Genomic DNA, 26,075 nt, shown 5'->3' on the forward strand with positions numbered 1-26,075 from the left:
CAGGGCCGCGATCGTCATGTCGTTCTCCCTTGACTTGATCCGGAAGGCGGGGCAATATCATCGCATCTGGCTTACCTGGCGTGAGCCAGATGAGCCAGATGTGGGCATGGTCCCGCATCCCGTGGCGCGCCGCACGCAGAACGGCCTCCGAGGGGGTTGGAGCCCTCGAAGGCCGTGGTGACGCACGCCGACCCCTTCCCGTCACGAAAGACAGACGACGCAATGACCAGCATGACAGCCGGTCGCCCCACGCAGGGCACCACCAGCCGAATCACCCTCACCAGCGACGACATCACACGCGAACTCGTCAGCACCCACACGCCGGCCGCCCTCGCCGAAGCCGGCTACCTCACCGGCCCCGACGGGCACGCCGTCGCCGGCCAGATGCGCGAACACCAGCTGGACGAGGCCCTCCTGCTCGGCCGCTGCAGCACCACCAACGACGTCGACGCCTTCTACCGGCGCGACGAGGAGCCGGACGAGCAGTGGCATGCGCGCCGAGAAGCCACCATCGCCAAGTACTGCGCGCGGTGCCCGATCGCCGCAGCGTGCCTCGAACTCGCCCTGCGCTACCCCGAAGCCCCCCAGGACCTCGCAGTGCGCGGCGGCGTCACCGAGGAGGACCAGCTCGCCCTCGCCGACACGGAAGCCGAACGGCTGGCCGCGGCCCGGGCCCGGGACCGCGCCCCGTACGAGCAGCAGACCATGCGGCTGCACGCGGCTCGCCAGGTGCTGGGGCTGGCCCAGACCCTCATCGGACTGTCCGTCAAGCCCAAGGCCCGGAACAAGAACCACGCCGAACTCCGCGTCGCCGTCTCCGAACTGGAGCCGCTGCGCAGCGACCACCGCCGCGCGACGGGGTGGGCCGCATGACCGGCCGCACCAACCCACCGTCACCCGACGGCTCCGACGAGAACGAGCTCCGGACCCTCAACCGCCTCCTGATACAGGCCCTGCACACGAAGTGCGCGATGCCAGCCGTCCCCGTGCCCGTCCCGCAGGACGGCGCCGACCCGCAGCCGGCCGCGCTGCTCGGCATCGTCCTGGCCCTGTGGCACCAGGCGCGCGTCGAAGCCGACGCCTACCGGGCCTGGATCAGTCAGCCGGCCCCGCCGCCGGCCGCAGACGCCGCATCCCGCAGCGCCTCGGAGGCGGTGCGCGCACACCTCGACAGCGCCACCACCACCGACCGGGCCGGCGCAGAACCCCAAGGGCGCGACGTCATCCAGCACGGCCGAGGCGAGCCGCCGGACGGCACCTGCCGACAGCGATGACATGACCGCGGACCGCCGCAGTGACAAGGACATCCACCATGAGACTGCCGATCGCCGTGCACCTCGCCCCCGGGTACGAGCAGCAGCCGCTGTACTACTACGTCTCGTACGGCGGGTACTACCCGGTCCAGCACTTCTGCGAGTAGCCATGGCCCTCACGACGAGCTCGAGCAAGCGAGGACTCCACAGCGGCCGACTCCGTCGCCCGGCCGTGTGCCAGCTGACGATCGCCGCCAGCCTGCTGGCCCGATACGGGTACACCAGCCAGGCCGACGCCCACGACGACGGAACGTGCGCCCGGCTCTACTCCCTGGGTCGCCGGAAGGCCGTCTCGTGAGCGTCGCGGTCACGCCGCCGCTGGACGGTCCCCTGGCCAACGAGGCCGACCTGGACCATGCCCTGTTCGGCCCCCATGAGGCGGAGGACGGGCACGACGCGGAGTAGTCCGCCGCGCAGGGACGGAAGGACAGCTTCGCGACGGAGCCGGAGATCACCGTCAGCTCGGCGAGCCCGCGCCACCATCACGACCACCCATCGACGCCGCGCTCAGCGACACGCTGCAGCACGCGTCCCACCGCAAAGGAGCACGACGGTGAGCAGGTCCCGTCGTCGACGCCGCCAACCCCCCAGGTCCGGGCCGCCGGCCCCGGAACCGCGTCCCGCGGACGCCGCATCCCCGGCCACAGCCGCCGACACGCTCGAGACCCTGGCCGTACTCGCCGACGCTCGGGACCGTGCGGCCGACATCGTCGACCTGGCAGAGGAGAAGTCCAGGGGCTGTGAGGCCTACGCGCAGGAGAAGGCCGCCGTCCTCCTGGAGGCGGCCGAAGCGCAGGCGGCACACATCCAAGCCGAGGCAGAGCGCCGGGCCGACGCGCTCCAGGACCGTGCGCGGGAGGCGGGGGCAGCCCTCGTGGGCGACGCCGCCGCCCAGGCGGAGGCGGCCAAGGCAGCAGCCGACCGCCAGGCCGCCGCCATCCTGGCAGCCACTGAGGCAGAAGGGCGGGCCGCCCTCGAAGAGGCCACCGCCCACGCCTGCCGGCTGCGAGAGGAAGCACAACTGGCCGCCGACAAGGAGGTGACCGACGCCAGGCTCCGGGCCGAGCAACTGACCCGCGCGGCCCGTCGCGACGCCGAGGCAGCCGATGCCCGGCTGCGCGCCGCCGAGACGGAGGCAAAACGTATCCGCAGTGAGGCGACGTCCGCTGCCGACGAGCTCCGTCGGCAGGCGGCCGCGGGCATCAGGGCCGACCGGGAACGGGCCACCCGCGACGTCGAAGAACTGCGCACCACCGCAGCGGCGACAGTCGCATCAGCCGAGGAGCGAGCCGCCACGGTTGCCGAGAAGGCTGCCGCCCGGGAAGCCGCAGCGATGGAGAAGGAGGAAGCAGCCGAGCAGCTGCTCCGCCAGGCCCAGCAGGCCTGGGAGCGGGCGCGCTCGCGCGCCGCCCGCCGGCAGGAGCGGAAGCGTCTGCGCCAGCAAGGCCGCTTTCAGCGGGCCACGGAGCGGCGCGAGCACAAGCAGGCCGCGGGACGACCGACTTTCGCCCGCCGCCTCGCCCATGGGCGCCGCTGGGTACGGGAGATGGTTCGCAACCAGGCCCGCCGGGGCCTCGTCGCCGGCCCGATCCTCGCTCCGATGGCAGTGGCCTGGTGGTCGCAGACCGACTACGCCAAGGAAGCGTTCGGATGGTGGACCGTCTTTGCCCTCGGCTTCGCCGCCGCCTGGGAGCTCACCACCGCGTTCACCGGCTGGATGTACCACCAGGCACGGCAGCAGGGCGACGCCGGCACCATCTACCGGATCATGACGTGGGTGTTCGCATCCGGCGCGGCCGCGATGAACTACGCCCATCACTGCGGGCCCGGCGGCCGGCCGACGCAGGCATCCGTCGCCTTTGCGACCATGAGCGTCGTCGGCATGGTGCTGTGGGAGCTGTATGCCTCCCTGGTCCACCGCCAGTACCTGCGTGAACAGGGACTGGTCTCCCGGCCCCGGCCGAAGATCGGCCTGATCCGCTGGGTCCGGTTCCCGGTGCGGTCCTGGACAGCCTGGTCGCTGACGATCGACAACGCCGCACTGTCCACGCTGGAACGCGCCTGGAACGCCGCCGGCGCCGAGCTGGCGGACCGGAACGCGCTCCGTTCCGGTACGGCCCTGCACCGCATCGTGATTCCCCGCGTGCCGACCGACGGCCTTCGTTCCGGAGCCGGTCCCGGCGCCGTTCCGTCGTTCCGCACGGTCTGGAGCGCCCCGGGCGGAACGCCCCCCGGAACCTGGGTGCACTGGTCCGGAACGCGGCAGGCTCCAGAGACGGTGCCCCACGCGGCCCACAGCGGAGCCGGGTGGAACGACAGCCTCGTTCCACCTGGCCACCCCGAGGTCGAGCAGGGCATTCCCGGTGCCCCGCCCGTTCCACCCCGCACCGGACCGCCGCGCTCCGCCCCACCTGGAACCGGAGCGGAACACTCGCCGCCAGGCGCAGCAGCGCCCGAGCGCACCGCGGAACGGGGTGTGGAACGGGGCGCGGCCACGCCGGAGCGCGCCCAAAACGCACCAGGTGGGGCGGACCGGATCGATCCCGGCGCCCGGAACGGACGGGAGCGCACCAGTGGTGCGGAACGAGACAAGAACGAGGTGGTGCTCGAGGACAAGGAACGCGCCGCGGTGGAACGCCTCCTCGCGCGAAACCAGCCGCTGAGCAAGCGGAGCATCTCGGATGAGGTCCGCTCCAGCGGCGAAACGATCGCCGACGTGCGCGCGCTGACGATCGCCAACTACCTCAATGCCAAGGCCAAGGACCAGCTGAGCCAGGACCTCGCAGGCGTCTGACGACCGCTCCGGCTCGAAGCAGTAAGACCGGGAGACCCGGCCCGCTTTCCAGGGCCCGGCCGGGTCTCCCTCCTCCACGAATCGGGAGTTCGCACATCATGACCCACGCCCGCACACGCCGGCACCGGCTCGGCCGCTCGCGCCTGCCCGGCCGCCTGCGATGGCTTCTCGGCGGCGACGACCACCGCCTTGCCCGGGCCCGCTACGGCACCCGGGAGTCGGCTTCCGAGCGCGCCGAGCGCCTTGAGCGCACTGCACGCCACACCCGGCAGGCCCGGCAGATCCAGCGAGTCGCCCGCAAGGGCCAGCGCTGGGAGGACGCGGCCTACGCCGCCCTTCCCACCGCCGCACGCCTGCTGGACCGGACTACAGGGCTGCCGACCCAGGCGATGCTCCTGTCCAGCGGCGAGCTCGGGTCCGCACGCGGCGGCCTGCCCGCGCTGCCCCCGGGCTTCGCACCCGCCACCGCGGACGAGAGCCCGCAGGTGAGGACCAGTGCTCCGGAACAGACCACCGCGGACTTGGCCGTCACGAGCGCTCGCGCATCGGGCAGGCCCATGCTGTACGTCGTCGACGGCCTGGTCCCGCGGCAGGGAGCTGCCCGCTCTCATCCCATGCCCGAATGGCGCGCCCCGGCGGCCGGCACCAAGACCGGGAGCTGCTGATGCCGTCCTCGTCCCACCCTCCCTTCTCCAAGGGGCAGGCCGACCCGGCCGCGGCAACTCCGGCGGCCGGCTGCACCGGCTGCCCGCTCCGTTCCACCTGCGCCAGGGCCGATCCCACTCTGGTCGAGTGCGCGGTCACCGGGGCCCTTCCCCCGCCTGCGCTGCCCTCGCACGCCCCCTCCCCGGCCCCGGGGACGGAACTCGACATCACCGAGGTGGTCAGCCGCGGTGTGGAAACGGCCGTCGGCGCCGCGTTCGGTCTGGGCTGGACCGATCTGCTTGCCGCGGTGATCGAGCGCACCAACGCCACGGACTCCAGCGGCAACGAGGTCGACTGGGGCCGGCTGCAGCTGGGCCGGAACCTCCTGTGCCTGGCCCTCGTCAACCTGGTGCCCCTCCACGGAGCCCCCGCCTCACGGTGGGCAGCTGATGCCGTCACGACGTACGGCCTGGCGGCCCCCCTGGTTCCCGCAGGCGCCGTCCTGGGCGTTGCCGGTGCCGTCTTCATCGGGGCGGGCATCAACCACCCCGTTGGCCTGCTGTGCCGGGCGGCCTTGTCCGTGGCCACTACCACCGGACGGCTGACCTGGCGCTTTGCGCGATCACGCCTCGGCTGGATTCTCACCCGCCCGGTGATCTGGGCCGGGGTCTCGGGCCTGGTGATCGTCACCTGGCGCGCCGTCGTACACCTTCTTGCCGGAGCCTGACCATGGACCTCGCGATCGACATCTTCGACAACCAATCCGCCAACGCCGGCTTCGGCGCACTCCTCTTCGGGGCGATGGCCACGACGGCCGTCATCGCCGGATTCAAGAAGAAACTCCTCCGAAAGAAGAAGACGTTCGTGCTGGTCTTCTTCTTCGTCCTGCTGGTGACGGTGAACTCACGCGGGCTCCTCGGCGAAGGAGCCGGAGCCCTGCGCGCCGCCATGAACCACCTGGGACAGGCCGCCGCCGAAGAGGGCGCCGGCGCGAAGGTGAACACCAACGCGCCGCGCACGGCCGTCACACCGGTCTCGGCGGGCGGCGCCGCGATCGGCCTGTGCGGCATCACCTACTACCTCGTGGTCCTGTACGCGGCCAAGTGGAAGCCGGCCGACTGGAAGGAGATGGCCGGCGGGACGGTCGTGGCGATCTGCTACGGCACCTCTCTCGGCTTCATGGGCGTGATCGTCAGCGCCACCACCCTGACCGGCAACAACATCGGCCTGTGGATCTTCGGAGGCTGACGCCGCCGACGGCCGCCCGCACACCACCCGCGCGTGGCGGCCGCCCGCGCCAGCCTCCGCCCTCGGCGAGGAGCCCTGTACCCCATGCAACACCCCCACGACCCTGCGGAAAGCACCGAACTGGCCCCCTACGGCGAACTCGTATTCGCCGAGATCGTCGACGATGACGAGCCCAGCCCTCAGCGCGAGACACAGGACCCACCGGCCGATGAGCGCGTCCCACGATCGTCGACCGCCGCCCGGCGCGTGGCCCACTGCGCCCGCACCGCCGCGGCCGCCATCGCCGGCCAGATCCTCCCAGGCCTGCGGAACGCCCTGTCCGCGGCACGGCACTGGCTGCGCGTGGGCTACATGTCCGACGACGAGATCCGCCGCAGGATCGTCAACAGGCCTCTGGAAGCCGACCGCGCCCGCCGCGAGGAGGCCCTCACCGCAGTCCACCGCCTGGAGAAGAAGCTCCAGCGCAGGCTCGAGGACGCCGCGGCGTACGGTCTGGAGGCGGCCGAGAAGCAGGCGATCCGTGACCTGAGCCGCGAGCTCAGGCGCCGCCGAAACGGCCTGGACGCACTGCAGTCGGTACCCTTCACCCCCGAGCAGCCCACCCCGGAGCAGATCCGCCGGGCCCGCTCCCTGATGGCGCTCGGCCGCTTCAGCGCCCTCCTGCCCGTCCTGGGCGTCGCAGGGCTCGCAGCCGCCAGCATCCCCTCCACACTGCTGGCCGTCGCACCCGTGCTCGCCGCCGCCGGGTGGTGGCTGACCCACCATCCGCTCGAACTCACCGAGCGACCCGTCCCCGAGGACCTGCTGCTGCCCGAACTGGACCTCCCTGCCCTCAAGGCATCCGAGACCTCCGGCAGCGCACCGGCCGACGAGACCGAGGAAGACCTCACCCCGTTCCCGATTGCTCAGGCCACCACTCCTGGCGAGGCCGGCGAAGCTCTCCACCGCGCCCTGCTGCACGAAGGACAGGACGTCGACCGGGTCACCGATGTCACCCAGGAGCCGTGGGGGTGGTCCGCGCGCGTTTCGTTCAAGACCGGCACCTCCGACGACCTGAACAAGGACGACACCTACAAGGGCCTGATCACCCTGCTCAGGCTGCGCCGCAACGGCCTGCTGATCGAGGGTGACCCGGACGCCGGCGAGGCCTGCACCGTCCGCATGATGCAGCGCTCACCGTTCAGCCCGGAACTGGTCGGCGACGTCCCCTACCGGGCACCGCTGTCGATGTCGATCCTCGACCCAGCTGACTACGGCGTCTCCATGGACGCCAAGCCGCTCGTTTTCGCCCTCGCAGGGCTGATGCTGCTGATGGTCGCCGACTCCGGCGCCGGAAAGTCGGGCGTCATGCTGGCCATGGCCGAGGTCGTCACGGCCTGCAAGGACGCGGTCGCCTTCAACCTCGACCCGATCGGAACCGGCGTCGGGGACCTCGGCGAGGCGATCACGCTCACCGCCTGCATGGACGACGAGAAGATCGTCGCGACCCTGCAGTTCCTCCTCGCCCTTTGCTCAGCGCGCGCCCGATTGCGGGCCCGCTACGGGTGGGGCAACAAATGGCGCGTCTCGCCCGAGCATCCGGCCATCGTCGTGTTCGTCGACGAGTGGGCGCAGCTGTCGGCCCAGGCCAAGGCCCTGCTGATCCGGCTGCTCCTGCTCGGGCGCAAGGAAGCGATCTGGGTGATCGGCGGCAGCCAGTTCGGCACCCGGGACTGGCTCGGCGAGGCCATCGGCCCGAAGCTGTCCGGCAAACTGCTGGGGGCCTGCCGGCGCGTGGACGTCACGGAACTGCTGGGCGGGGGAGCAATCGCCGAGGGGTACCGTGCAGATCTCCTGCGGGCGGCCACCCACACTGAGGTCAACGATGCGGGCCAGCTGTACGCGCAGGGCCTGCCCGGAATGCCCGACCGCCCGGTTCGCTACCAGGTGCGGGAGGTCACCGCCCAGTACGCGGCCAGGGTCGGAGCCGAGCGCGCGGTCGCCGGCCGGCCGGACCTGACCTTCACCCTGAACGAGGCGGGACTGCTCGACGCGTGGCATGAGCTCCTGGATGTTGGCACTGCTGTCGGCGAACAGGGCGGCGTCGAGTCCCTGCCCGGCATCGTCCGCGTCCTGCGGGAGGCGTTCACGCTGGAGCACGATCCGGCCTATCTCACCTACGACCAGCTGCACTTCCACCTGCGTCGCCACGACACCGACCGCTGGGGGCGGTGGGACGACAAGAGCGATATCGACCGGCTCCGCGAACTCGGCAAGGCCCTGCGCCGCGAGCTGGACGCCGCGCAGGTGGAGCTGTCCTCCGAGCGGATCCGGGAGCTGGACGGCTCACCCCGCGGCATCTACCTGTCTGCCCTCAAGGAGGCGATCGAGGCCCTGTCGTGAATGGCCGGATGATCGGCCGGCATCGGATCCCGACCGCTTGTGATCGGCTCAGGCAGCCGATCACGGCTGGCTGCTGCGGCGATCAGAAACCGATGGAGACCTGCACAGACTGTTCCAGCCGATCAAGATCCGCCCCCCGGGGTCTGCTGCGCTCCTGGGCTGCCGGGGACGGGGGCGAGGTCACCGTGCGGCGGGCCCACATCAAAAGACATTGCTTAATTGGAAATAATGCGGTAGTGTTTCGCTATCGGTCGGGCGTTGCACTCCGCCGCCCGCCTCGCCGAGCCTCCCCGCCGAAGAACAGGAATCACCCATGGGCTTTCCCGGCCTGGAACTGAAGACCCACATGACGCACGTGGCTGACCCGGACATGCGTGTGCGCATCCCCGTGCGGCTCTACTACAAGGACACCGACCCCTACGCGGTGCAGTTCTCCTTCGACGTTTCGCCCGACGAGGTCGTGCAGTGGACGTTCGCCCGCGAGCTGCTCGCCCAGGGCCTCACGTCGCCCGCCGGGCTCGGCGACGTGAAGATCACCCCGGTCGGCTCGCCCCAGGACCGCACCATCAGCATCAAACTGGAAACCCCCGACGGAAACGCATGCCTCGAAGGGGCGGCAGCCCCCATCGAGGCGTGGCTCGCCGAGACCTACGAGGCTGTCGCCGCAGGCCAGGAGTCCAAGGCCGTCGACATCGACACCCTCCTCGACGAACTGCTGCCCCACTGACAGCGAAAGCCGGGCACGGCCCGGGGCACACAGCCCCGGGCCCGGCGCAAGAAAACCCACACCTCCTGTCACACGGGGCGCGCGCAGTACACCTCTATGCATGACCCACTCGTCGGTCCACCAAGGAGTAAACTCGTGGCCACCCACTCCCTTCAGAAGACCTCGGCCATCAGCCTCGACAAGGTCGCCGGCACCGCGCCCGACCTCATCGACATGTACAAGGACGCCGAGACCAGCCTCCGCAGGAGCGACCGCCTCGGCGGCCGCGCCGCCGTCTACCTCGTGATCGACCGCTCCCGGTCGATGGCGGACTTCTTCACCGACGGCTCGGTCCAGCGGCTGAGCGACCAGATTCTCAGCCTGTCCGCGCACCTGGACGACGACGGCAAGGTTCCGGTCGGCTTCTTCTCCACCGAGATGCACACCATCACACGAGGCCGCATCCTCCGACGCCCGCAGGCCTTCGTCGACGTCGAACTCGGCGCCCACCAGGGCCGCATCGCCCAGCTGCACAACTCCCTGGGACGCATGGGCGGAACGCACTACCGCCCGGCCATGGAGGCTGTGCGCGCCCACTACCGCGCCTCCCGCGCCTACAAGGTGGGGACGCCGGCCTTCGTCGTGTTCCAGACCGACGGCGCCCCGCAGGACGCGCCCGCGACCAGGGACTTCCTCCGGTCCACGCAGGGCGAGAACATGCGCTGGCAGTTCGTCCCGTTCGGCGAAGCGGGATGGTTCCGCTTCCTCCACACCCTCCCGGGCAACACCGGCGTCAGCGCCGTCGGCTCCGACCCGCTGGCCCTGTCGAACGCAGAGCTCTACGACCGTCTGGTCGCGGGCCTCCCCCATGCCTGACACGCGACGGGCGCCGCACAACCGTCGTTCGGCCGCCCGCTCGCCCCTTCCTGTACCCAACGCCCACCCCCAAGGACACATCGTGCGTTCCATCGCCGTGCGGCCGGTCATCGCCACCACCGCCATCGCCGCAGTTCTCACCCTCGCCGGATGCGAGGACACCGACACCGACATCGACCACGGCAAGGTCATCGACAAGCGCAGCCGGGCCGCCCAGGACCCCGTCTACGAGCAGGTCGAGCGGCCGGCCCCGTGCCGGGCCACGCGCACCCAGACGCTCCGGAGCACGCTCGCCAAGCCGAGGCCCAAGCCCCCCAAGCCGCCCGCTGACACGAACGAAGACCAGCCGGACGCACCGCAGCCGCCGCGCACCGACACCTCGAAGAAGACCCCGCCCCGCTCAACACCGGGCGCCCGCACACCGGACAAGGGAGCCCCTGCCGCACCGTGCGGCACCACCACCGTGCGGGTCTTCAAGGGATACAGGACGCCCGCGAAGTGGGAGCTGAAGCTGCAGGACGGCAAGGAGACCGACTGGGAGACCGTCTCGCGCGAGGAGTACGACAGCGTCGACATCGGCGACCACTTCTGAACTTCGACCGCCCGGGGCCCGGCAATGCCGGGCCCCGGGCGGTTCTGACGGCCCAGGAGCTCATGATGACGCACCCGCAACGACCAGCCACGTTCAACCCCGCCGAGGTCCTCCTTCGCCTCGCGCACAGGAATCGCTCCGCCCCACACAAACGACCCGCCCAACTCGTGCTGCAGCGCGGGCACGTCCGCGCCCTCGCCGAACACGGGGCCGGCACATTCGCCCGCGTGCCCTGCGACCTGTGCCGAAAGCCGCTCACGGAGCATGGGCAACTCGAGGTCGAGCTGACCTACGACGACCTCGGAGACCTCGACCGCGTCACGATCACGGACTGCACCGCGCTCGTCCCCGCCCACGCCCCTCAGCCACCGACCAGGAAGGACACCCGTGAACGCCTCCCCGCCACCGCTGCCTGAGCACACCGTCGCCGCGTACGCCCAGGAGCAGGCCTCCGTCCAACGCATGATCCTCGAGGCCTGCTGGGCCCATGCGCAGCGCGACACCATCTTCGAGCACCCGGGGACCTTCCGCGACGACCAGGCCCACCGGATCCGGCGGGCCTACCTCATCCATCTCGGCGCGCTCTACGACGTCTTCGCACTGCGCGGATCCCACGACTCCGAAGTCCACGAGGCGGTACGCGAGCTTGGGACCAATCTCCTTGCCCATGACGGCTTCCACCTGCCGACCACTCGCCGGTCCGGAGTCGACTACCTGCGCACCAACTACGCCGCCCTGCACGGCCGCGCCGACGTCCTGCCCCAGCAGGCGGCCGGACTGACGCCGGTGTACAACCCGGCCTCCGAGCGGGCGGACCTGCCCCCGTACTACCCGACGGAGACGCGGCTCGTCGGCACCATGCTCTCGACGTACACCGTCGCCAGGGAGTGCCGGCGGCGCGGCGACTTCCTCCAGACGGCCGCCCAGGTGCGCGCGCACCACATCGCGCGCGGCCTCCTGCTCGGGCGTGTCGCGGCGCTGGCGCCTGCCGATCGCGCCGCCGAGCAGGCTGCTGCGCGCGCAGGCCACCTCGTGCGCGAAAGCGACGGCCGTCCACGCACGAGCGACGAGAAGGCGCGTCAGTACCTGCTGGAGACCTACTTCGACGAGCACCCCGATGAGTGCGAAGAGTCCCACGAGCCGGACTGCCCCGGCGGCTGCGGCGGGACAGCAGTCGTCATGGCCACCCTGACCTGGGACGACCAGGGCGACGGCATCTTCGTTCCCGTCTGGGCCGAACCCGTCGACTGCACCGCGGGCGTACCCCAGACGCACGACCCGGACTGTTCCGACTGTCACGGTCATGGCTTCACATACAGCCGGGGTGAGCGACACCTCTGCGGCTGTCTGGCGCCCGCGGACCTGCCGGCCTGAGCACGGTCACGAGTCCCCGGGGCGGAACCACCTCCGTCTCCCCCTCCCGCCGGAGAACGGCCAGGGCACCGGCGGGAGGGGGTGATTCCGCCCCGGCTTCTGACGGGGGGAGAGAACACCCCTACGCCCTACGTACGGGGGCAGGGAGGTGAGATCACCCTGCTTCCTCCGGCGAGGGGTGATCTCACCCCCTGCCTGACACCGACCGGTGGGGAGAATTCGCCCTGCCTGGACTCTGCGACGTTCCCGCCGTACTCAGGTCCACGCGGAAGCCGCGGCCGGGGCCCGGCGACGTCGAACGGCGGCGGCCGGCGAGCACCCTCCCGCCCCTGCTTCCGTGGTCATCGGGAGAGGGCCCCACTGCGGCGCCCGCCCATCGCGCCGCGCCTCCCGGCTCGTTGCCCGGGAGACGCGGCACATGGTCCTGGCCGGCATGGCCAGGTCACGCCCTGAGTCACATCCTGGGTCGCGCCCTAGGTCACGCCCTGGGTCGCGCCCTAGGTGCCACCCTGGGTTCCACCGCAGACGTGAGTCGACAGGTGCAAAACACCAGCTCAGGGCATGGATTCCGAGCCGCCACGCACGCCGACTACTTCCCTACAGGGCTAGTTGGCCAAGCATCAGCATGTGCGAAGGGGTACCAGAGGCCGGCGGTTGAGGAGGAGTAAGAGCAGAGGAGCAGAACAGAGGAGAGCAGAACAGAGGAGGAGAGCACACGGAGAGCAGACGACGAATGAAGGACGAACGTAGAGACCAGCGAGCGGTGGAGACGACGGGTACGGCATCGGACAGGGTGAGGCTGGAGGGGGTGCGACTGGGTGTGGCGGTGCGTTGGGTTCTGGCGGGTGGCTCGACGGCTGCGGGCCCACGGGGCTTGCCACGGCGGCTGGGGGCGGCACGGGGCGGCCGGGTGCGGGCGGAGGCCCGCGAGCGGGAGATTGTGCAATTGGAAATACTCCTGGCCGCTCGGGGTGAGCGGCCAGGAGGGGCGAGGGCGCGGGGTGAAATCACCCCGGCCCGTCGCTGTCGGTGTGCCGGGGCATGGTGAGCACGAAGGCGAACAGGGCGCCGACGGCGCCGACGATCACGAGGGCGGTGCCGGTGGCGGAGCGCGCGCCGATCATGAGGCCGGTGCCGATCGAGCTCAAGGCGACGGCGGCGCACGGCGCGCCCCACAGGAGGGCCCAGCGAGGCCACGGAGCGCGGGGGATGGGTCCGAACTTCTTCACGGGGTGAACCTCCGGGGTTTCGGTTTCGGGGGGGCGGTGGATTCACCGCCCCGACAGGATGCCTGAGCGGCACTGGGCGGGGGAGGTGATCTTGCCCTTCACGTACTGGAGGGGCGAGATCGCCTCCCCCGCCGGGCGCGGTCAGTCCGCGTTCAGCGCCCGGCGCGGTCGCTTGTGGCCGGGCAGGTTGATGCGTACGCGGGAGAGGGGGAAGGGCGTGTCGCAGACCATGCATGCCTTTGCCGTGGAGTTGTTGACGGTGTCGCACTCTCTGCACTTGCGCATGATCGAGGTCTCCTGAGGTGTGCCGGGCGGGGAAGGCGCCTGCGGGTGATCCAGTGAAGGCGACGGGGACGGTCGCGGGGCGGGGCGCCTTGCGTGCCCCGCCCCGCGACCAGTCAGCACTCGACGACACCATCCTGTCCCGGGAAGCGGTGGTTGCCGTAGGGGTGAGGGGCGATCGGCGACGCGATCTCCACGGCTTCGCTGTGGCGGCTTTCGGCCTCTGCGCCGACCGGGGCGGGGCGGCGCGTCAGGCTGGTGCCGAGCGTGGCAGCGGTTGCGGCGGAGAGGAGCTGTCGGATGCTGCGCTTGCTGGCCACTGGGAACCTCCGGGAGTTGGGTGGACGCTTGGCGCTCGCAGTGCTTGCCGCGCCAACAACTCAAATACTACGTCAATAAATCCAATTACGCAATGAGTCGTGTCCGCGCAGTGTCTCCCGTGCAGGCAGCACCTCGGGGCCTCGGGTGTGGACCGGCAGTCGTGTCCCGGTGTCCGCGTGCGCCGGGCGTACCGGTGCACGCGTGCGTCACTGTCGGGAGCGGGTCTTCCTGACCTGCTTGGCGGCCTCCTCCTCGGCAGCGCGCCGCTCACGGTCGGCCTGGACGTCCGCCGGGGTCGCCCAGATGAAGTTGCCGGGACTCACGTACAGGCTGAGGAGAGCACCGCTGCGGATCGCCTCCAGTTCGGCGAGCTCGTCGGGCGCGAAGGCGCGGATCTTCCACGTGTCGTCGGGAAGGCCGTTCATGCCCCCGGTGCGCCCGTGCATGATGTCGAGCTCGTCGGCCTCCGCGACCTGCGCGGCCGGCCGAACCTTCCGGTTCAGGCACGGCGTGCAATACGCCCCCGCGCGCCAGACGCCCGAGTCGGCGTGGTGCTCCAGGACGTGGGTCGCCGCGTTGAAGCACAGGGAGTTGGCGCACTTTCCACCGGGGCCGATTCCCAGTCCACACGGCATCGTGATCTTCATGCTGGTCGCTTCTCTCTTCCGGCCCCGGACTGGCAGTTGCGGGCTTGTGTGATGGTGATCGGACGGCGGGGGCCCAGTGCTCCCATCGTCCGCCTGCGCGGTCAGTGCTTGCTGCGGAGGTGTGCGGCTGCGCGGTCGCTGAGCTTGCCGCCGACGACTCCGGCGATGAGCACGGTGAGGAACCTGGCCAGGGGCCCGTCGAAGGGGAGTACGAGCAGCGCGAGAGCGGAGAGCCCTATTGCCCCGGCGACGTGAGGGGCATGGTCGGCGAGCGTGACGGCGGTGCGGCGGGTGAGTGCGGTGCGGACCATGACGTGAACTCTACGTGAATATTTCCAATTAAGCAACTATTCCGCTTAGGTGTTACGGACTCTGCGGTGCGCTACCATCCGACACCCCAGCGTTTGTTACGTATTCTTTGGGTCTCGTGGCGGCTGCCGGGCTATTGTTACGGCGTTGGCTCGACGGCCTGTTACGGGTTCTTGTGTCGCTGCGGCGGCCGCGCCGAATCGGCGCGCCTCGTTTCCTGGAGTACTTGTATGTCTGATCGTTCTGTACCGCTCGACGCGACGAAGGCGGACCCGGGACCGGTGTGGGTAGGCGCCGGCCCCGACGGCGCGCCCGAGGCGCTGCGCGTCTCGGTGGCGCGGACTCAGCTGTATCCCCTCGTGGACAAGGCACGGGACGGAGTCGTGACCATCGTGACCAAGGGGACGGGGAGAACGGAGGCCCGGGCCGCCCTGGTGTCCCTGAAGTCCCTTGACGCGGCGGCGCAGGCGCGGGTCGGGGGGTGGCCGTCGCTGTCCAAAACGGCTGCCCGGCCCAAACTGGGAGACCTGGTGACCGCGGCTGCGGGCACCAGCGGCCAGGGCGCCCCGGGGACGCCGCAGGTCCTGCTGGACTACAAGACACCGGTCGCCGTACTGGTGGATGCCGCACTGCTCCCCGATGACGGTGGCCCGATCCGGGTTCCCGCGACCGGGCGCCGCCAGATCACGCTGTCGGTGAAGGAAGTGTCCCGGGACTGGACGTCACTGCTGGACGAAGCCGAAGCGGGCGAGGTGTGGGTGGAGGTGTACCGGTCGCGGTCGATGACGGAGCCCCGCGCCGCGCTGGTCCCCGTCGTGGCGCTGAACCCCGAACACGCAGGGCTGCTCACGACGTGGCCCGTGCGCGACGCGGCCGACATCCTCGACGAACTCGACGGCCTCGTCGAGGAGGTGGCCAAGCCGACGGCACGGGACGCTGCGCGCGGCGTGGTGGTGACGCGGAACGGTAAGCCGCTCGCGGTCCTCATGGCCCGCAACGAGGCGGCCAGGGCCACCGCACACCAGCCCGGCCTGACATCGGCAGCCGGTCATTCCCGGACCGATGTCACCGCCCCGGAGGAACTGCTGGCCGCGCCTGCCGACAACGGGGCTTCAGTCGCTTCGGTCGCTGTCACGGCCGAAGCACTGCCCGAGCCCGTTGCGCCGCCTACAGCCGAGCCGACAGCCAACCACAAGGCCGGCACAGGAGCGGTGAGCCGCCGGCCGGTGGCGGCCCTGGAGACCGTCCTCCAGGAGGTGCTGGCCCCGCAGGGGCCCGACACGCCGCCGACGGAGGCAGCCTGGTTCGGAATCCCTGCCCTGGACCGCGTAGTGGCGGGCCTGCAGCCCGGGAAACTGACGCTGGTGGCAGGCGCGCCGGGCGCGGGCCCGTCGCTCCTGGTGGCAGCCGCTGCCCGGGACACGGCGCTGCGCCGACAGCTCCCGGTGCTCTACGCGGCATCCGGCCTCACCCGCACCGATGTGGCGATGCGCGTCATCGCTGCGGAGGCCGGGGTGAACTACCGCGCTCTGCGTACCGGCCAGCTCACCGAACACGAGCAGGACAAGGCGAATGGCGTGGGCGAACTGCTCTCGCGCCTTGGCGGAAACGTCTGGCACATCGACGACGGGGCCGGGCTGACCGCATCGGATATCGCCGAGGCCGCGCAGGACGTCGACGGGCTCGCCCTGGTCGTCGTGGACCGACTGCAGCGTGCCCACGATCCGTCGGTTCCCCTGTCCGGGCGGGCCCTGCCGGCCGCGGCACAGGCCTTGACCCACGTGGCACGTCGCCTGAAGGTCCCCGTCGTGGCCGCGCTCGACACCGACGAGACCCCTCTCGTCGCGGCGCTGGACGCCGACGTCACACTGACGGTGACACGTACCGATGAGCGGGCAGAAGTCACCTACGCCGAACGCGACTTCGGAATCCTGGCAAGCACCGCACTGCGCGCGGATCTGGCGTGTGCCCGCTTCACCGATCCGCTCGAGGCCCCAGAGCCTGCGACGCCGCAGGCTGTCGACCCAAGCACCCTCACCCCGGCCGCGACGCCCAGCGGCGGCATCACGGACGAAATCGAGCACGAACTCCTTGAGGCGGCGCACCCGTTCATCTCCGGGGCAGCTGAAGGTATCGGCGCGCGACTGCGCGGCATGCTGTCCGCGCTCGCGCAAGCGGCCCGCACCGGGAACCACGGCGACCTGGAGGACCTGCGGACCTCGGTGGCCGACCTTGCCGCGCGCCGCCCGACGGTCCCGGGCACCAACGAGGGCCGACGCCTGGCAACGGCACTGACCGCCTACGCAGCCACCCGCCCACCGACCCCGGCCGCCGGCACCACGCCCCACCCGGAACGCCCCACAGCGCAGACACCCGACTCGCAGGACACACCTGCCACCAACGAACTCGGGCCGGCGGAGAGCGAACTCGTCGCCGCGACCCTTCCTCTGCTGACTGAGGCCGGGCCCTTGTCCCTCACCGCCCGATCCGCGCTGTCCCAGCTGCGAGACGCGCTGCGCACAGGAGACGACCAGGCCATCAACGCGGCGAGGGCACGGGCAGCGTTCCTCGCCGGGCAGCGCCTGCGTCTCCCGCACACCGAGGAGACTCAAAGGTTCCGGTCCGCGCTGGAGGCGTACGCCGGCGCCGCGGCCGCCGCTGGCATCACCCCGGCAGCCGTACCTGCACCGACCGCCTCCCTGACGGTCCAGGAGCCGGCCCGGGACGCTGAAGAACACCAGCCCCCCGCCGATACTCCGAACGACGCGGACGAGGAGACATCGGCGACGTTCCAGGACACCACGGTGCCGCCGGAGGACAGCGGCAACGTCCGGCGCGGCCGCACCTACACCTTCTTCACCAACAAGATCGCTGCCGCCGTGGACCAGGCGCTCCAGGAGGCCAACGGCGACGTCGACGAGGCGATCAAGCTGCTCAAGCGAAAGGCCGTGCCGGACGCCATGGCCCTGTTCAAGCTCTCCAGAGTCGGCGCCACATACGAGCATTCTGTGTACCCGGAGCCCCTGGAATTCCTCTCCAAGCCCTCACAAAAGGAATCCGACCAGATCTGGGAAGGACGCCACAAATGGCGCAACGAGGCGCTGCGCACCGCAGTGAAGAAGGGCATGCAAAAGCCACTGGACGTGACGGCCCTCGACACCAACTGCTCCTACCTGTCGGCCTTCAAGACGTACCTGCCGATCGGCGCGCTGCGTCACCACACCCGCGGGTTCCTCCCCAAGGAGTCCGGCATCCACCGCGTTGACCACTTCGAATGGCCTCACGAGGACATCCCCAACCCGCTGGGCGGCCGAGTCGAGCCGGGCCCGTACCTGTTGGACGAAGCCACCGTCCGGCTCCTGATCCGTTGCCACGAACTCGACCTGTCCGAGCCGCCGAGGATTCTGGAATCATGGACCTCGGGCGGAACCGAAGCCCTGCTGGAAAAGTTCCGCCGCATCCTGAACGAGGCTCGGACCAAGGCCATCCAGGAATCCGACAAGCCCACCGAGGAGTACGTCAAAGCGATGTACTCCCGATTCACCTCGACAATCGGTGAATCAGGAAAGAACCAGGAACTCCGGCGAGCAGACTGGGTCCACATCATCCGGTCGCAGGCTTTCGCAAGCCTCTGGCTGAAAGCCCACCGGGCCTATCAGGAAGGCCTTACGCTAGTGCAGGTCGCCGGCGTAGACGAGATCCACCTCGTCGGCGACTGGCAGAAGATCTGGAAAGAAGGCCGGATGCCCGGCGAGATGAAGAAGAAGCGCCTCTACACCCTCGGGGAGAGCTAACCCATGCCGTACGACGACAGCGGCTGGAGGAATTTCGGCCGCCTCGGCGCCAACCGCTCCCCGGAGAACGTCCGCGGCGGCCAGGCGCTCGGCGCGGCCATGGAAGAGGCCCTGTCCCGGCAGATCCGCGAGGGGGGCATCCGCTCCCCGGTCACGACGAACCGCGGACTGAACGCGCGGCTGAACTACCTCGACAGCGACGCCGGCCGGCAGGCCATGACCGACGCCGGCATCGACGTGACACCGCGCACGATGAAGAAGTGGTTCGACGGCACGCAGCAGCCACTGCCCGCGAACAAGGAGAAGATCGACACGGCGTACTGGAACCTGCGCGCCGAGCGGTTCCTGAACAACCTGGGGGCCTTCAAGCAGCACCTGAACAACCGTGGCCGGGGCACGTCCATCGAGATCCACCCCATCAACCAGGACCTCGTCGACCCGGAGGGGCGGCGCCAGAACCTCATGGGCGAACAGGCGCACCGATTCCTGCCGAACGTCCGCTACATCTGGGACGACGCGGTAGACGCCATGAGGGAGGGCGACAGCGAGAAGCTCGAGGAGATCTGGGACGACGTCATCGCCGACCTGGACAGCGACTGGGGCGCCTACACCTACGTCTCCTATGTCGGCCTCGGCGCCTGAACAGTACCGCGCTCGAGGTGCAGGCCGGCGGGCCCGAAGGCACATGGGGGCGGGGTGGGAAGCACTGCTTCCCGCCCCGCCCCCATGTCTTCAGCTGTCAGTGGTTCTGTAGCTGCTCGGCGCAGCACATGGAGCGCCAGCACACACAACGATGGCAGTCCTGGGTTCGAGGACATCCGCACCGGCAGTCGTGTGGACGGCACTGGGAGCGGTGTCCGGGAGTGACGTGGCAGCGGACCGCTTTGAGGTTCCGTGCGGCTTGCGCCCGCGTCTCCCGATCCTTCCCGCACTCCATGGCGTGGACCAGCCGCCAGGTGAAGATCGGCGCTGTCTCGGCTTCCGCACTGGTGGGGAAGGTGTCCTCGTCGACGAACCGGGATGTGTCGTAGTCCCCGTAGTCGAAGTCCTGCACACACACGACGTGAATCGTCCCGTCCGGCCGGAGGTATCGGCGGTAGTGGGGCTCGCTGTTGAGGTTGCCGGGGCAGGTCAGGTCGAGCGGCATGTCGGCTTCCTTGGAGCGCCGGCGTGGCCCGCGCCGAGGGGGCCGGGCCACGCCGGGTGAGAGGGCCCGGGCGGGAGTGTCCGCCCGGGCGAGGGACGGCGCGTGCCGCGCGGCCATAACCGGTCGCGGGGCAGCGGGTCGCCCGCGCGATGAGGTGCCTGGAAGCTGGCGGTCGCCGCTGTGAGCGGAAGGTGCCTGATGCGCTGCCGCACGTCCGAACCTCCGGAAGACTGGGGTGGGCCCGAAGTGGCCGCCCCCGATGAACCTCACCCTACCGCAGTAAATCCAATTAAGCAACTATCGCGGTAGCTTGCCGTACGGGTCGAGGACCACGTCCCCGCAGTCGAGATACCGAGCGAGGTCGTGGCCGCCCAGCGCCGCGATGCCGCCCAGGCCCTGGCCGCGCAGGACATCGGTGCCGACGACGAAGTGCGGACGGACCACCAATTCCCCCACGATGAGCTGGTGAGTGCGCGCACTGCCGTAGTGGAGAGGGTGAGCCGGGGCATCGACCCGGCTGGAGCCGACGAACGAGACCGTCCCATCCCCGGCTCGCTGTACGTACATCCAGGCCGGCACATGGCGGGCGCGCGGATCCAGGCCCAGGCCTGCCAGGGCGGCATCGGTGGGGCGGAAGTTGTTCATGGGATCCTTTCGATCAGCAGGGGAGAGCCGCTCCACCAACCCGTAATCGTGGCGGGGCACCCAGGAGTTGCGGACGCGGTTACGGCCGCCGGTACCGGTTGCACTCGCGGTCGTGATACCGCCGATAGCGCTCCTGCGAGTAGCAGTCACAGTGCCGCGAGACGGGGGCGCTGAGATAGTCGGCGATCACTGCCGCGGCGGCGGCCGAGTCCCCGACGCAGTCCACGAGCCCGCCGTTACCTGCGACGTACAGCGGATCGCCGATCGGTTCGCCCTGGTCGTCGTGTACGCACACGGTCCATCCCGTGTGTGAGGCGGGAACGTGGTCCACGGAGGGATCCCGATCACCCACGGACAGGTGGAAGCCGGCGCGGACGTTCCACGACGGAGTCTCGGGGTCGAAGGCGACGGCGTAACTCATGCCAACGTCGTCGGAGTCAGCGCGGATGCCGTACTCGGCGAGCGCGGCCACCAGCACGGCGCCTGCGGTGGGGCGCGGACTGCTGAGCCACTCTGCGACGGCGCGGGCGCACTGCCCGGCCTCACTCGCAAGATCGCGCGGCACGGGGGTCGTGTAGGCGGTCCCAAGCGGGTGGAAGTTCGGCCGTCCGCCGGGAATCCATGCGGTGGCCTCGAACCGCACTCGGTCCTGGTGGGGGTGGTCCGGGTCGTACGACCACCTGATCATGATGTGTTCGCCCTGAAGGGCGGCGTCCTGCGCAATCGCGGCTGGGTACGCCAAGATCACGCGCTCCTCGGGGGCGAAGTGCGCACCGACGCCGGCCGCCGTCAGGGCGGAGAGAGCGGCGCCAGCCGAGGTTGTGGTGGACGAAGCGGTAGCTCTGGGCACGGGAGCCTTTCGAGGTGCTTCCAGGGGAGGTGGGTGGGTTGGGGCCCCGCCGTGCGGCGGGGCCCCAACTGTGTGGATCAGCTGACGCGACGGAAGGAGTCGGCGGCGTCCCGGGCGAAGTCGCGGTTGGCTTCGAGCCACAGGTGGCGGCGGGCGTCGGCAACGGGGTTTCCCATGTTGCCAAGCGGGCGCTCGGCTTCCCGTTCCGCCTTCGCCATCTGGTCGTGCCAGGTGGCCACGGCGTCGCTGTTCGACTCCAGCGCGTCGATGAGGCCCTGCCACAGCTTGGTCGTGAACTGGGCGCGGGTGATGGTCTCGAAGAATCCGTCCATGCGGACGTTCTCGGCGGTGAGCCCTGGTGCCTGCAGTCGCTCCCACGAGTCGGTGCCGCGACGCTGCGCATTGGTCAGGCCGGCGCGTGCGGCGGTTCCGAGCCTCTCCGCGTGCATCCGGCGGTCACGCTCGGCGCGAGTGACGTTCGTGGTGCGGCTGCTGCTCATGGAGAGTCCTTTCTGCGGGCGCACGGGCCCGAGCCGAAGAGTCTGGCGGTCGGGCCCCCAACAAGTTCCACTCTACAAAAATAAATCCAATTAAGCAACATGTCGAAGTGGAGGGAGGTGCCCTTGAACCCGGCCGGGCCGGCGAGGCGGAGCGCGTTGTGAGCGCTCGCTCACCGTGCAGGGCGCTCCGGCGGTCAGCCGGCGGTGCGCCGCGGTGGCGGGCTGCTTGTGTTCCACGCACCGACGCGTGCTGCCCATTCGGCAAGCGCCGCGAAGTCGCCGTCGGTCAGCCCCGTACGAGGGTCGACGTGGTGCAGCAGGGCCGGACCGGTGTGGTGGCGCTCCACGTATGCGCGGTCGGTCTCGTCGATCTGGTCGTCGATCCAGGCGAACGGCCTTCCGGCCGCGTACTCGACGACGGTCCACGTCTTGAAGTATGTACCGTCGGGGCGCAGCACGCTCTGGTCCCCGAACTCGATGACCGGCAGGTCCTGTTCGCACGGAAACCCGATGCGCCAGCCGATCCAGTCGTTCGCGTCGTGCTCCCATGTCGTGGCCCATACGAGGTCGTAGGGCAGCGCCATGAGTGCCGGACCGTGAGCCGGGTTCAGCCACACCCGCAGCGGTTTCACATGCCGCTCGGGGGTGTCCGGGTGCTGGGCGATCCAGCAGTCCGGCTTCATCCGGTGCGTCAGGTAGCCCGCCGGGCGCCGGTGCGGCTTCGCGGCGAAGGGGTTAAGAGGCCCGTCCACGTCCACCATGAGGAGCGGCTTCGTGTCCGTCATCGTCCCTCGCCCTCCGCGGTCGTCGTCTCCTCGGCCCTGTTCTCGACGGTCAGGTCGGCGCCTTCCTCGGGCCGCAGGAGTTCGGCGAGTGCACCGAGGGCGGCGGACAGCGCATCGTCGTCCAGATCGACAGTCGTGGAGGTGCCGCCTTCCTCGTCGTGCAGCGCCACGTCATGGACGCGGTAGTCAGCGTGCCCCATGCCCAGCTTGGAGTCGCGGGCGTTGAAAATCGCGCAGGTCCATCGGGGCGCGTCGGCCGACGTCAGTAGCCGGACCCGGCGGGCGATCACATCACGCAGCGCGGCCTCCTCGGCGTCGGCGGCGGTCTCCCGCAGTTCGGTCAGCATCGCCGGACTCACGGTGTCCAGGAGACCGCGCAGCGCGGCTTTGCGGGCCTGTCTGCGAGCGTGGTCGGCGGCGGCCTGAGTGCAGCACTGCGCGCGCCAGCACACGCACCTGTGGCAGTCGACGCACGCCTGGGCGGGGTCACAGGCGCATCGGCAGTCGGTGGGGCGGCAGAAGGCGCCGTGTTCCCTGTGCGGAGCGGAAGGGGTGGCGGCCAGGGAGCGGGACAGCTCGGTGATGTCGCGGTCCTCCTCCACGAGGTTGGCGGCCAGAGCCTGGCCGCCGGCGCGGAGCGTCGCGGCCAGACGGTCGCAGGTCTGCCGGGCGACCACGAGGGCATACGCCTCGACCTGGGCGCCGACGAGCAGCGGGAAGGAAGACGGGGCGTCGCCGGTGCTGGGAGGCGTGCCGTCGGGGGTGGTCATGATCGTCTCCGTCGGGGATCTCGGTCGGGGGCATGGCGCGGTGGGGCGCGCGGCCGGGCGGCCTGTCCGGCCCTCGCCCGTCCCGTAAGGCGGGGTGGGCGAGGGCCAGGCGGAACGTCAGGTCAGCGGGCGGTGTGGGCGCGGAACTGGAGGCGGCGGGTGGCCCACTGCCGCAGCCGGTCGACGCGTGTGGGGTGCGTGTGCCGCCAGGCGGTGGCGAACACGCCATTCTCGGTGTGGAAGCTGCGGGACGCGCCACAGGTGCACACCCAGAAGTAGGACTCGGAACGGGTGTCGTCGCGGACGGCGGTGACCGTGGCCTGGGCGCCGTCGTGACGGCCGTGGAAGGTACCGAACAGGAACTCGCTCTCCTTGAGCTGCATGGGATTTCCCTTTGGGTTCGGGCGCGCCCTGGCGGGCGTGCGCCTGTGGTGGTGTCGGAGCGGGCGGAGAAGATCAGAAGGTTAGCGCTGCTTGGCGCGGAGCTGGAGGGTGCGAGCGTAGTTCTGGTGCCGGGCCTTGACGATCACGGAGCGGTTCGGGGTGCGCAGAACGATGCCCTCGGGGCGGCCACCGGCGTCCGAGTCGAGGGCGACCAGGGTCTTGGACAGGTGGTGGGTGAGGAAGGCCTGCATCTCATCGATGCCGGTCGGCAGTTCGCTGGCCGTGACCGTGGCGAGACGGGGCGCCATCTCGATCCCCTCCTCTGCCGCGGTCTCGGTGAGTTCCTCCTCGGTGTGGAAGTACTGGCCGCCGCTGTCGCGCCAGCTCGCGATGCGGGCCTGCGGGAGCTCCAGGGTCGCGGCGTCGATCTCCGCCACGTCGAAGAGACGGTGCCCGAGTGTCGTTCCGCCGGTGTACTGCTTGCTCGCGGCGGTGATCTTGTTCCCGCCGTAGACCTCCAGGTAGTACACGCGGATGCCGTCAGCGGGTGCGCTGAGCCGCTCGGCCAGCGGTCGGAGCGCCTCGACGATCCCGAGCTTGGGGTTCCAGACCCTGTCGCCGCGTGCGTAGAGCAGCTCCTCCCGACTGCCCAGGAAGTAGTCGCCGCCGGAGAGGGTGATGATCCGCGCGTTCGTCCCGTCGATCTTCTCGGTGAGGATGACGTCGCCGCTGAAGGCGGTCGCGGTCTCCAGCAGCCCGCCGCTGCGCGGGTCGAGCTGGTGGTACGTGAGGATCGAGGGGTACTTGGTCGCCGAGTTGAGCGCGTCGAGATCGAGGTCCATGAGTGCTCCAGGTGTGCAAGAGGTGTATCGGTTGAGAGAGTTGCGACGCCTCCGCGCCAGCGGTGCCAACACTACAAGAATAAATCCAATTAAGCAACACGCATGTCGCCCCGCCGCCCCCGCTCGGCCGCCCGCGCCTCCGCGGCCGGCCTGCGGCCCGGCGGTGCTCGCCGCTCGGTCTGCCGCGCCCGCCGCCCTCGCGCGTGCCTCCGCGCTGGCGCCTGCGGCTTGCGGTTGGCCGTGCTGTGCCGTTCGTGGGGGTGTGCTTGTGGGTTGTTCGGGGTTGTTCGGTGAACATCGCCGGACAACCCCGAACAGGGCCGAGCCGCTCCGTCCGCCCTCGGGCCCCCGCTCGTCCCCGGCCTGTCGCCCGCGGCCGCGCTCGACTACGGCCTGTCCCAGCGCGCCCTGATTGCCGTCTCCAGCCGCGCGGAGGACGTCGCGGAGCTGATCACCCGCCGACTCGCCACGCTCGCCCACAGCGGCCTCCAGGCCCTCGACACCGCCACGGTGCGCGCCGTGGTCCGCCAGGCCGACCGGGACGTCCGCCCCGCCCCGCCGCGTGTTCCGGCCGGCCCCGCCCGCCCCGTCCCTTGCCCCGCTGCCTGCCGCTCCCGCCCCGTCCCGGGCTCGCGCCGCCGCCCGCCGCTCTGGTCCCGGGCCTGGCTGCCGTCCACCGCCCCGCCCCGGTCCGCGGCTGGGCCCGCCTCCGCGGTGTACCCGGCTGTCCGTACCCGCCCTCCGGCGCCGCCCGCGCCCGCCCCGGCGGCGCCCTCCGGCCCCACCCCGGCGCCGTGCCGAGCCGCGCCGCCTCCGCGCGCCGCGCCTGCGTGGTGTCTGGTTGGGAGCTCGGGTTCCTCCTGGGGCCCGCGCCGTACCCTGTCGTCCCGCTTCCCCGGGCCCGGCCGCGCGCGTCGCCCGAGCCGGGCCGTTCCCGCCCCCCGGTCGCCGAGTCGCGCCCCTGCTGCGTCCGGCGCCGAGCTGTGTACACCCCGGCCCAGGCGGACCCGGCCCAGGCGGACCTGGCTTAGGTGGCCGGTCCGGTGGCGCCTGCTTTCCGGCCTCGGCCGGCCTGCGTCTCGCCGTCTGCTGTGGCCGGGGGCGGTGGGTTGTTCGGGGTTGTTCGCCGTTGTTCGCCGTTGTTCGGCGAACATTGGTGAACGTCGGTGAGGAGCTGGCCTGCTGTGTCCGCCGCCCATCCGCCGCGCCGCCCGCTTGCTGTCCGCGGCCGGTGGCGCCGCGCCTCTGGCGCCGTGCCGGCGGCATGAGCGCCGCGCTCCGTGTCCGTCCGGCCCCAGTCCGCCCGGCCGAGCTGTCCCGGCTCCGGCACCCGCGCTCCGCCGCCCGGCCCCCGGGCGCCGTCCTCGCCGTGCGTACCGCCGCCCGCCGCCCGGGCCCCGCGCCCGCTCGTCGTGCCTGCTGCGCCCCGGCGCTCCGGCCGCGTGCCGCGTCCCGGTACCGGCGTTGAGGGCTCGCTGGGCGGCCGTCCGTGGGCTGGTTGTTCGAGGGCTGCGTCCGTGGTCTGGCTGTCCGCCGGCGGCCTGTTCCGGCCGCGGGCGGAGGGTCGTGCTCTCCGGGCGTCCGCGGCCGCGTCCCCGGGGCCGTTCCGCCGGCTGGCCGTGGGCTGCCCCTGTGGGGTT

The 26,075-nt window shown here is 70.8% G+C and carries 28 protein-coding genes; 15 read left to right on the forward strand and 13 right to left on the reverse strand.

The window, feature by feature from the left end; translation table 11 throughout:
* Positions 1–222 precede the first annotated feature (222 nt).
* The 13 genes from IE326_RS33655 (at position 223) to IE326_RS33710 (ending at position 11,930) form a co-directional block, all read left to right on the forward strand.
* Entirely contained in the window at positions 223–873 is a 651-nt protein-coding gene (locus IE326_RS33655; RefSeq protein ID WP_190044202.1) for a WhiB family transcriptional regulator, read from the forward strand.
* Positions 870–1,274: a hypothetical protein gene (locus IE326_RS33660; protein WP_190044203.1), complete on the forward strand. Its 405-nt coding sequence runs from the start codon at positions 870–872 to the stop codon at positions 1,272–1,274. The genes IE326_RS33655 and IE326_RS33660 overlap by 4 nt, the downstream gene beginning before the upstream one ends.
* Positions 1,275–1,485: 211 nt before the next feature.
* On the forward strand, positions 1,486–1,611 hold the full coding sequence (locus IE326_RS41635) for a hypothetical protein (RefSeq protein ID WP_268983052.1): 126 nt from the start codon (positions 1,486–1,488) through the stop codon (positions 1,609–1,611).
* A 255-nt stretch (positions 1,612–1,866) separates the two neighbouring features.
* Positions 1,867–4,107, forward strand: a complete 2,241-nt coding sequence (locus IE326_RS33665; RefSeq protein ID WP_190044204.1) for a hypothetical protein — start codon at positions 1,867–1,869, stop codon at positions 4,105–4,107.
* A gap of 98 nt (positions 4,108–4,205) precedes the next feature.
* Positions 4,206–4,772 carry a hypothetical protein gene (locus IE326_RS33670; RefSeq protein ID WP_190044205.1) on the forward strand — a complete coding sequence of 189 codons (567 nt, stop codon included), beginning with the start codon at positions 4,206–4,208 and terminating at the stop codon, positions 4,770–4,772.
* Positions 4,730–5,479 (forward strand): hypothetical protein, encoded by a 750-nt coding sequence (locus tag IE326_RS33675; RefSeq protein WP_229915775.1) that lies wholly within the window; start codon positions 4,730–4,732, stop codon positions 5,477–5,479. The genes IE326_RS33670 and IE326_RS33675 overlap by 43 nt, the downstream gene beginning before the upstream one ends.
* Before the next feature lie 2 nt (positions 5,480–5,481).
* Positions 5,482–6,000, forward strand: coding sequence for a hypothetical protein (locus tag IE326_RS33680; RefSeq protein WP_190044207.1), 519 nt, complete (start codon positions 5,482–5,484; stop codon positions 5,998–6,000).
* An 84-nt stretch (positions 6,001–6,084) separates the two neighbouring features.
* Positions 6,085–8,382 carry a hypothetical protein gene (locus IE326_RS33685; protein WP_190044208.1) on the forward strand — a complete coding sequence of 766 codons (2,298 nt, stop codon included), beginning with the start codon at positions 6,085–6,087 and terminating at the stop codon, positions 8,380–8,382.
* 313 nt (positions 8,383–8,695) lie between these two features.
* On the forward strand, positions 8,696–9,109 hold the full coding sequence (locus IE326_RS33690; protein ID WP_190044209.1) for an SsgA family sporulation/cell division regulator: 414 nt from the start codon (positions 8,696–8,698) through the stop codon (positions 9,107–9,109).
* A 135-nt stretch (positions 9,110–9,244) separates the two neighbouring features.
* Positions 9,245–9,964, forward strand: a complete 720-nt coding sequence (locus tag IE326_RS33695) for a VWA domain-containing protein (protein WP_229915776.1) — start codon at positions 9,245–9,247, stop codon at positions 9,962–9,964.
* 82 nt (positions 9,965–10,046) lie between these two features.
* The gene (locus IE326_RS33700; protein WP_190044211.1) at positions 10,047–10,556 is read left to right on the forward strand and encodes a hypothetical protein; all 510 of its coding nucleotides are present in this window, start codon (positions 10,047–10,049) and stop codon (positions 10,554–10,556) included.
* A 167-nt stretch (positions 10,557–10,723) separates the two neighbouring features.
* The gene (locus tag IE326_RS33705) at positions 10,724–10,972 is read left to right on the forward strand and encodes a hypothetical protein (protein ID WP_190044212.1); all 249 of its coding nucleotides are present in this window, start codon (positions 10,724–10,726) and stop codon (positions 10,970–10,972) included.
* A complete protein-coding gene (locus tag IE326_RS33710; protein ID WP_190044213.1) occupies positions 10,944–11,930 on the forward strand; it encodes a hypothetical protein in 987 nt (328 codons plus the stop codon). Before IE326_RS33705 ends, IE326_RS33710 begins: the two co-directional genes overlap by 29 nt.
* 1,007 nt (positions 11,931–12,937) lie before the next feature.
* Here IE326_RS33710 and IE326_RS33715 read toward each other — a convergent pair.
* The 5 genes from IE326_RS33715 to IE326_RS33735 all read right to left on the reverse strand — a co-directional run bounded on the left by IE326_RS33715 (position 12,938) and on the right by IE326_RS33735 (position 14,720).
* The gene (locus tag IE326_RS33715) at positions 12,938–13,159 is read right to left on the reverse strand and encodes a hypothetical protein (protein WP_190044214.1); all 222 of its coding nucleotides are present in this window, start codon (positions 13,157–13,159) and stop codon (positions 12,938–12,940) included.
* 141 nt (positions 13,160–13,300) lie between these two features.
* Positions 13,301–13,444: a hypothetical protein gene (locus IE326_RS33720; RefSeq protein WP_190044215.1), complete on the reverse strand. Its 144-nt coding sequence runs from the start codon at positions 13,442–13,444 to the stop codon at positions 13,301–13,303.
* Positions 13,445–13,557: 113 nt separating this feature from the next.
* The gene (locus tag IE326_RS33725; RefSeq protein ID WP_190044216.1) at positions 13,558–13,761 is read right to left on the reverse strand and encodes a hypothetical protein; all 204 of its coding nucleotides are present in this window, start codon (positions 13,759–13,761) and stop codon (positions 13,558–13,560) included.
* Positions 13,762–13,968: 207 nt separating this feature from the next.
* Positions 13,969–14,409, reverse strand: a complete 441-nt coding sequence (locus IE326_RS33730) for a hypothetical protein (protein ID WP_190044217.1) — start codon at positions 14,407–14,409, stop codon at positions 13,969–13,971.
* Positions 14,410–14,510: 101 nt separating this feature from the next.
* Positions 14,511–14,720, reverse strand: a complete 210-nt coding sequence (locus tag IE326_RS33735; protein WP_190044218.1) for a hypothetical protein — start codon at positions 14,718–14,720, stop codon at positions 14,511–14,513.
* A 228-nt stretch (positions 14,721–14,948) separates the two neighbouring features.
* Here IE326_RS33735 and IE326_RS33740 point away from each other — a divergent pair, with 228 nt between their 5' ends.
* Both IE326_RS33740 and IE326_RS33745 read left to right on the forward strand, forming a co-directional pair.
* A complete protein-coding gene (locus IE326_RS33740) occupies positions 14,949–18,512 on the forward strand; it encodes a DnaB-like helicase C-terminal domain-containing protein (RefSeq protein ID WP_190044219.1) in 3,564 nt (1,187 codons plus the stop codon).
* Between the two features lie 3 nt (positions 18,513–18,515).
* Positions 18,516–19,154, forward strand: coding sequence for a hypothetical protein (locus IE326_RS33745; protein ID WP_190044220.1), 639 nt, complete (start codon positions 18,516–18,518; stop codon positions 19,152–19,154).
* Positions 19,155–19,251: 97 nt separating this feature from the next.
* On the opposite strand, the gene IE326_RS33750 is transcribed toward IE326_RS33745, so the two are convergent.
* The 8 genes from IE326_RS33750 to IE326_RS33785 all read right to left on the reverse strand — a co-directional run bounded on the left by IE326_RS33750 (position 19,252) and on the right by IE326_RS33785 (position 24,435).
* Positions 19,252–19,659, reverse strand: coding sequence for a hypothetical protein (locus tag IE326_RS33750; RefSeq protein WP_190044221.1), 408 nt, complete (start codon positions 19,657–19,659; stop codon positions 19,252–19,254).
* A gap of 297 nt (positions 19,660–19,956) precedes the next feature.
* On the reverse strand, positions 19,957–20,304 hold the full coding sequence (locus IE326_RS33755; RefSeq protein WP_190044222.1) for a hypothetical protein: 348 nt from the start codon (positions 20,302–20,304) through the stop codon (positions 19,957–19,959).
* A 79-nt stretch (positions 20,305–20,383) separates the two neighbouring features.
* Positions 20,384–21,052: a hypothetical protein gene (locus IE326_RS33760; RefSeq protein WP_229915777.1), complete on the reverse strand. Its 669-nt coding sequence runs from the start codon at positions 21,050–21,052 to the stop codon at positions 20,384–20,386.
* Between the two features lie 179 nt (positions 21,053–21,231).
* Positions 21,232–21,654: a hypothetical protein gene (locus IE326_RS33765; RefSeq protein ID WP_190044224.1), complete on the reverse strand. Its 423-nt coding sequence runs from the start codon at positions 21,652–21,654 to the stop codon at positions 21,232–21,234.
* Between the two features lie 194 nt (positions 21,655–21,848).
* Positions 21,849–22,439: a hypothetical protein gene (locus IE326_RS33770; protein WP_190044225.1), complete on the reverse strand. Its 591-nt coding sequence runs from the start codon at positions 22,437–22,439 to the stop codon at positions 21,849–21,851.
* Positions 22,436–23,209, reverse strand: a complete 774-nt coding sequence (locus IE326_RS33775; RefSeq protein WP_190044226.1) for a hypothetical protein — start codon at positions 23,207–23,209, stop codon at positions 22,436–22,438. Before IE326_RS33775 ends, IE326_RS33770 begins: the two co-directional genes overlap by 4 nt.
* 122 nt (positions 23,210–23,331) lie before the next feature.
* The gene (locus IE326_RS33780) at positions 23,332–23,592 is read right to left on the reverse strand and encodes a hypothetical protein (protein ID WP_190044227.1); all 261 of its coding nucleotides are present in this window, start codon (positions 23,590–23,592) and stop codon (positions 23,332–23,334) included.
* 81 nt (positions 23,593–23,673) lie between these two features.
* Complete coding sequence (locus tag IE326_RS33785; protein WP_190044228.1) at positions 23,674–24,435, reverse strand: RNA ligase family protein; 762 nt, start codon at positions 24,433–24,435, stop codon at positions 23,674–23,676.
* Positions 24,436–26,075: the final 1,640 nt, after the last annotated feature.

Source organism: Streptomyces filamentosus (assembly GCF_014654895.1).
Classification (GTDB): Bacteria; Actinomycetota; Actinomycetes; order Streptomycetales; family Streptomycetaceae; genus Streptomyces; species Streptomyces filamentosus.

What these genes read in the sequence shown, in the direction of transcription:
- IE326_RS33655 (WP_190044202.1), top strand. Translation starts at nt 223, where the DNA reads ATGACCAGCATGACAGCCGGTCGCCCCACGCAGGGCACCACCAGCCGA.
- IE326_RS33660 (WP_190044203.1), top strand. Translation starts at nt 870, where the DNA reads ATGACCGGCCGCACCAACCCACCGTCACCCGACGGCTCCGACGAGAAC.
- IE326_RS33670 (WP_190044205.1), top strand. Translation starts at nt 4,206, where the DNA reads ATGACCCACGCCCGCACACGCCGGCACCGGCTCGGCCGCTCGCGCCTG.
- IE326_RS33675 (WP_229915775.1), top strand. Translation starts at nt 4,730, where the DNA reads ATGGCGCGCCCCGGCGGCCGGCACCAAGACCGGGAGCTGCTGATGCCG.
- IE326_RS33680 (WP_190044207.1), top strand. Translation starts at nt 5,482, where the DNA reads ATGGACCTCGCGATCGACATCTTCGACAACCAATCCGCCAACGCCGGC.
- IE326_RS33685 (WP_190044208.1), top strand. Translation starts at nt 6,085, where the DNA reads ATGCAACACCCCCACGACCCTGCGGAAAGCACCGAACTGGCCCCCTAC.
- IE326_RS33690 (WP_190044209.1), top strand. Translation starts at nt 8,696, where the DNA reads ATGGGCTTTCCCGGCCTGGAACTGAAGACCCACATGACGCACGTGGCT.
- IE326_RS33720 (WP_190044215.1), bottom strand. Translation starts at nt 13,444, where the DNA reads ATGCGCAAGTGCAGAGAGTGCGACACCGTCAACAACTCCACGGCAAAG.
- IE326_RS33730 (WP_190044217.1), bottom strand. Translation starts at nt 14,409, where the DNA reads ATGAAGATCACGATGCCGTGTGGACTGGGAATCGGCCCCGGTGGAAAG.
- IE326_RS33735 (WP_190044218.1), bottom strand. Translation starts at nt 14,720, where the DNA reads ATGGTCCGCACCGCACTCACCCGCCGCACCGCCGTCACGCTCGCCGAC.
- IE326_RS33740 (WP_190044219.1), top strand. Translation starts at nt 14,949, where the DNA reads ATGTCTGATCGTTCTGTACCGCTCGACGCGACGAAGGCGGACCCGGGA.
- IE326_RS33745 (WP_190044220.1), top strand. Translation starts at nt 18,516, where the DNA reads ATGCCGTACGACGACAGCGGCTGGAGGAATTTCGGCCGCCTCGGCGCC.
- IE326_RS33750 (WP_190044221.1), bottom strand. Translation starts at nt 19,659, where the DNA reads ATGCCGCTCGACCTGACCTGCCCCGGCAACCTCAACAGCGAGCCCCAC.
- IE326_RS33755 (WP_190044222.1), bottom strand. Translation starts at nt 20,304, where the DNA reads ATGAACAACTTCCGCCCCACCGATGCCGCCCTGGCAGGCCTGGGCCTG.
- IE326_RS33765 (WP_190044224.1), bottom strand. Translation starts at nt 21,654, where the DNA reads ATGAGCAGCAGCCGCACCACGAACGTCACTCGCGCCGAGCGTGACCGC.
- IE326_RS33770 (WP_190044225.1), bottom strand. Translation starts at nt 22,439, where the DNA reads ATGACGGACACGAAGCCGCTCCTCATGGTGGACGTGGACGGGCCTCTT.
- IE326_RS33775 (WP_190044226.1), bottom strand. Translation starts at nt 23,209, where the DNA reads ATGACCACCCCCGACGGCACGCCTCCCAGCACCGGCGACGCCCCGTCT.
- IE326_RS33780 (WP_190044227.1), bottom strand. Translation starts at nt 23,592, where the DNA reads ATGCAGCTCAAGGAGAGCGAGTTCCTGTTCGGTACCTTCCACGGCCGT.
- IE326_RS33785 (WP_190044228.1), bottom strand. Translation starts at nt 24,435, where the DNA reads ATGGACCTCGATCTCGACGCGCTCAACTCGGCGACCAAGTACCCCTCG.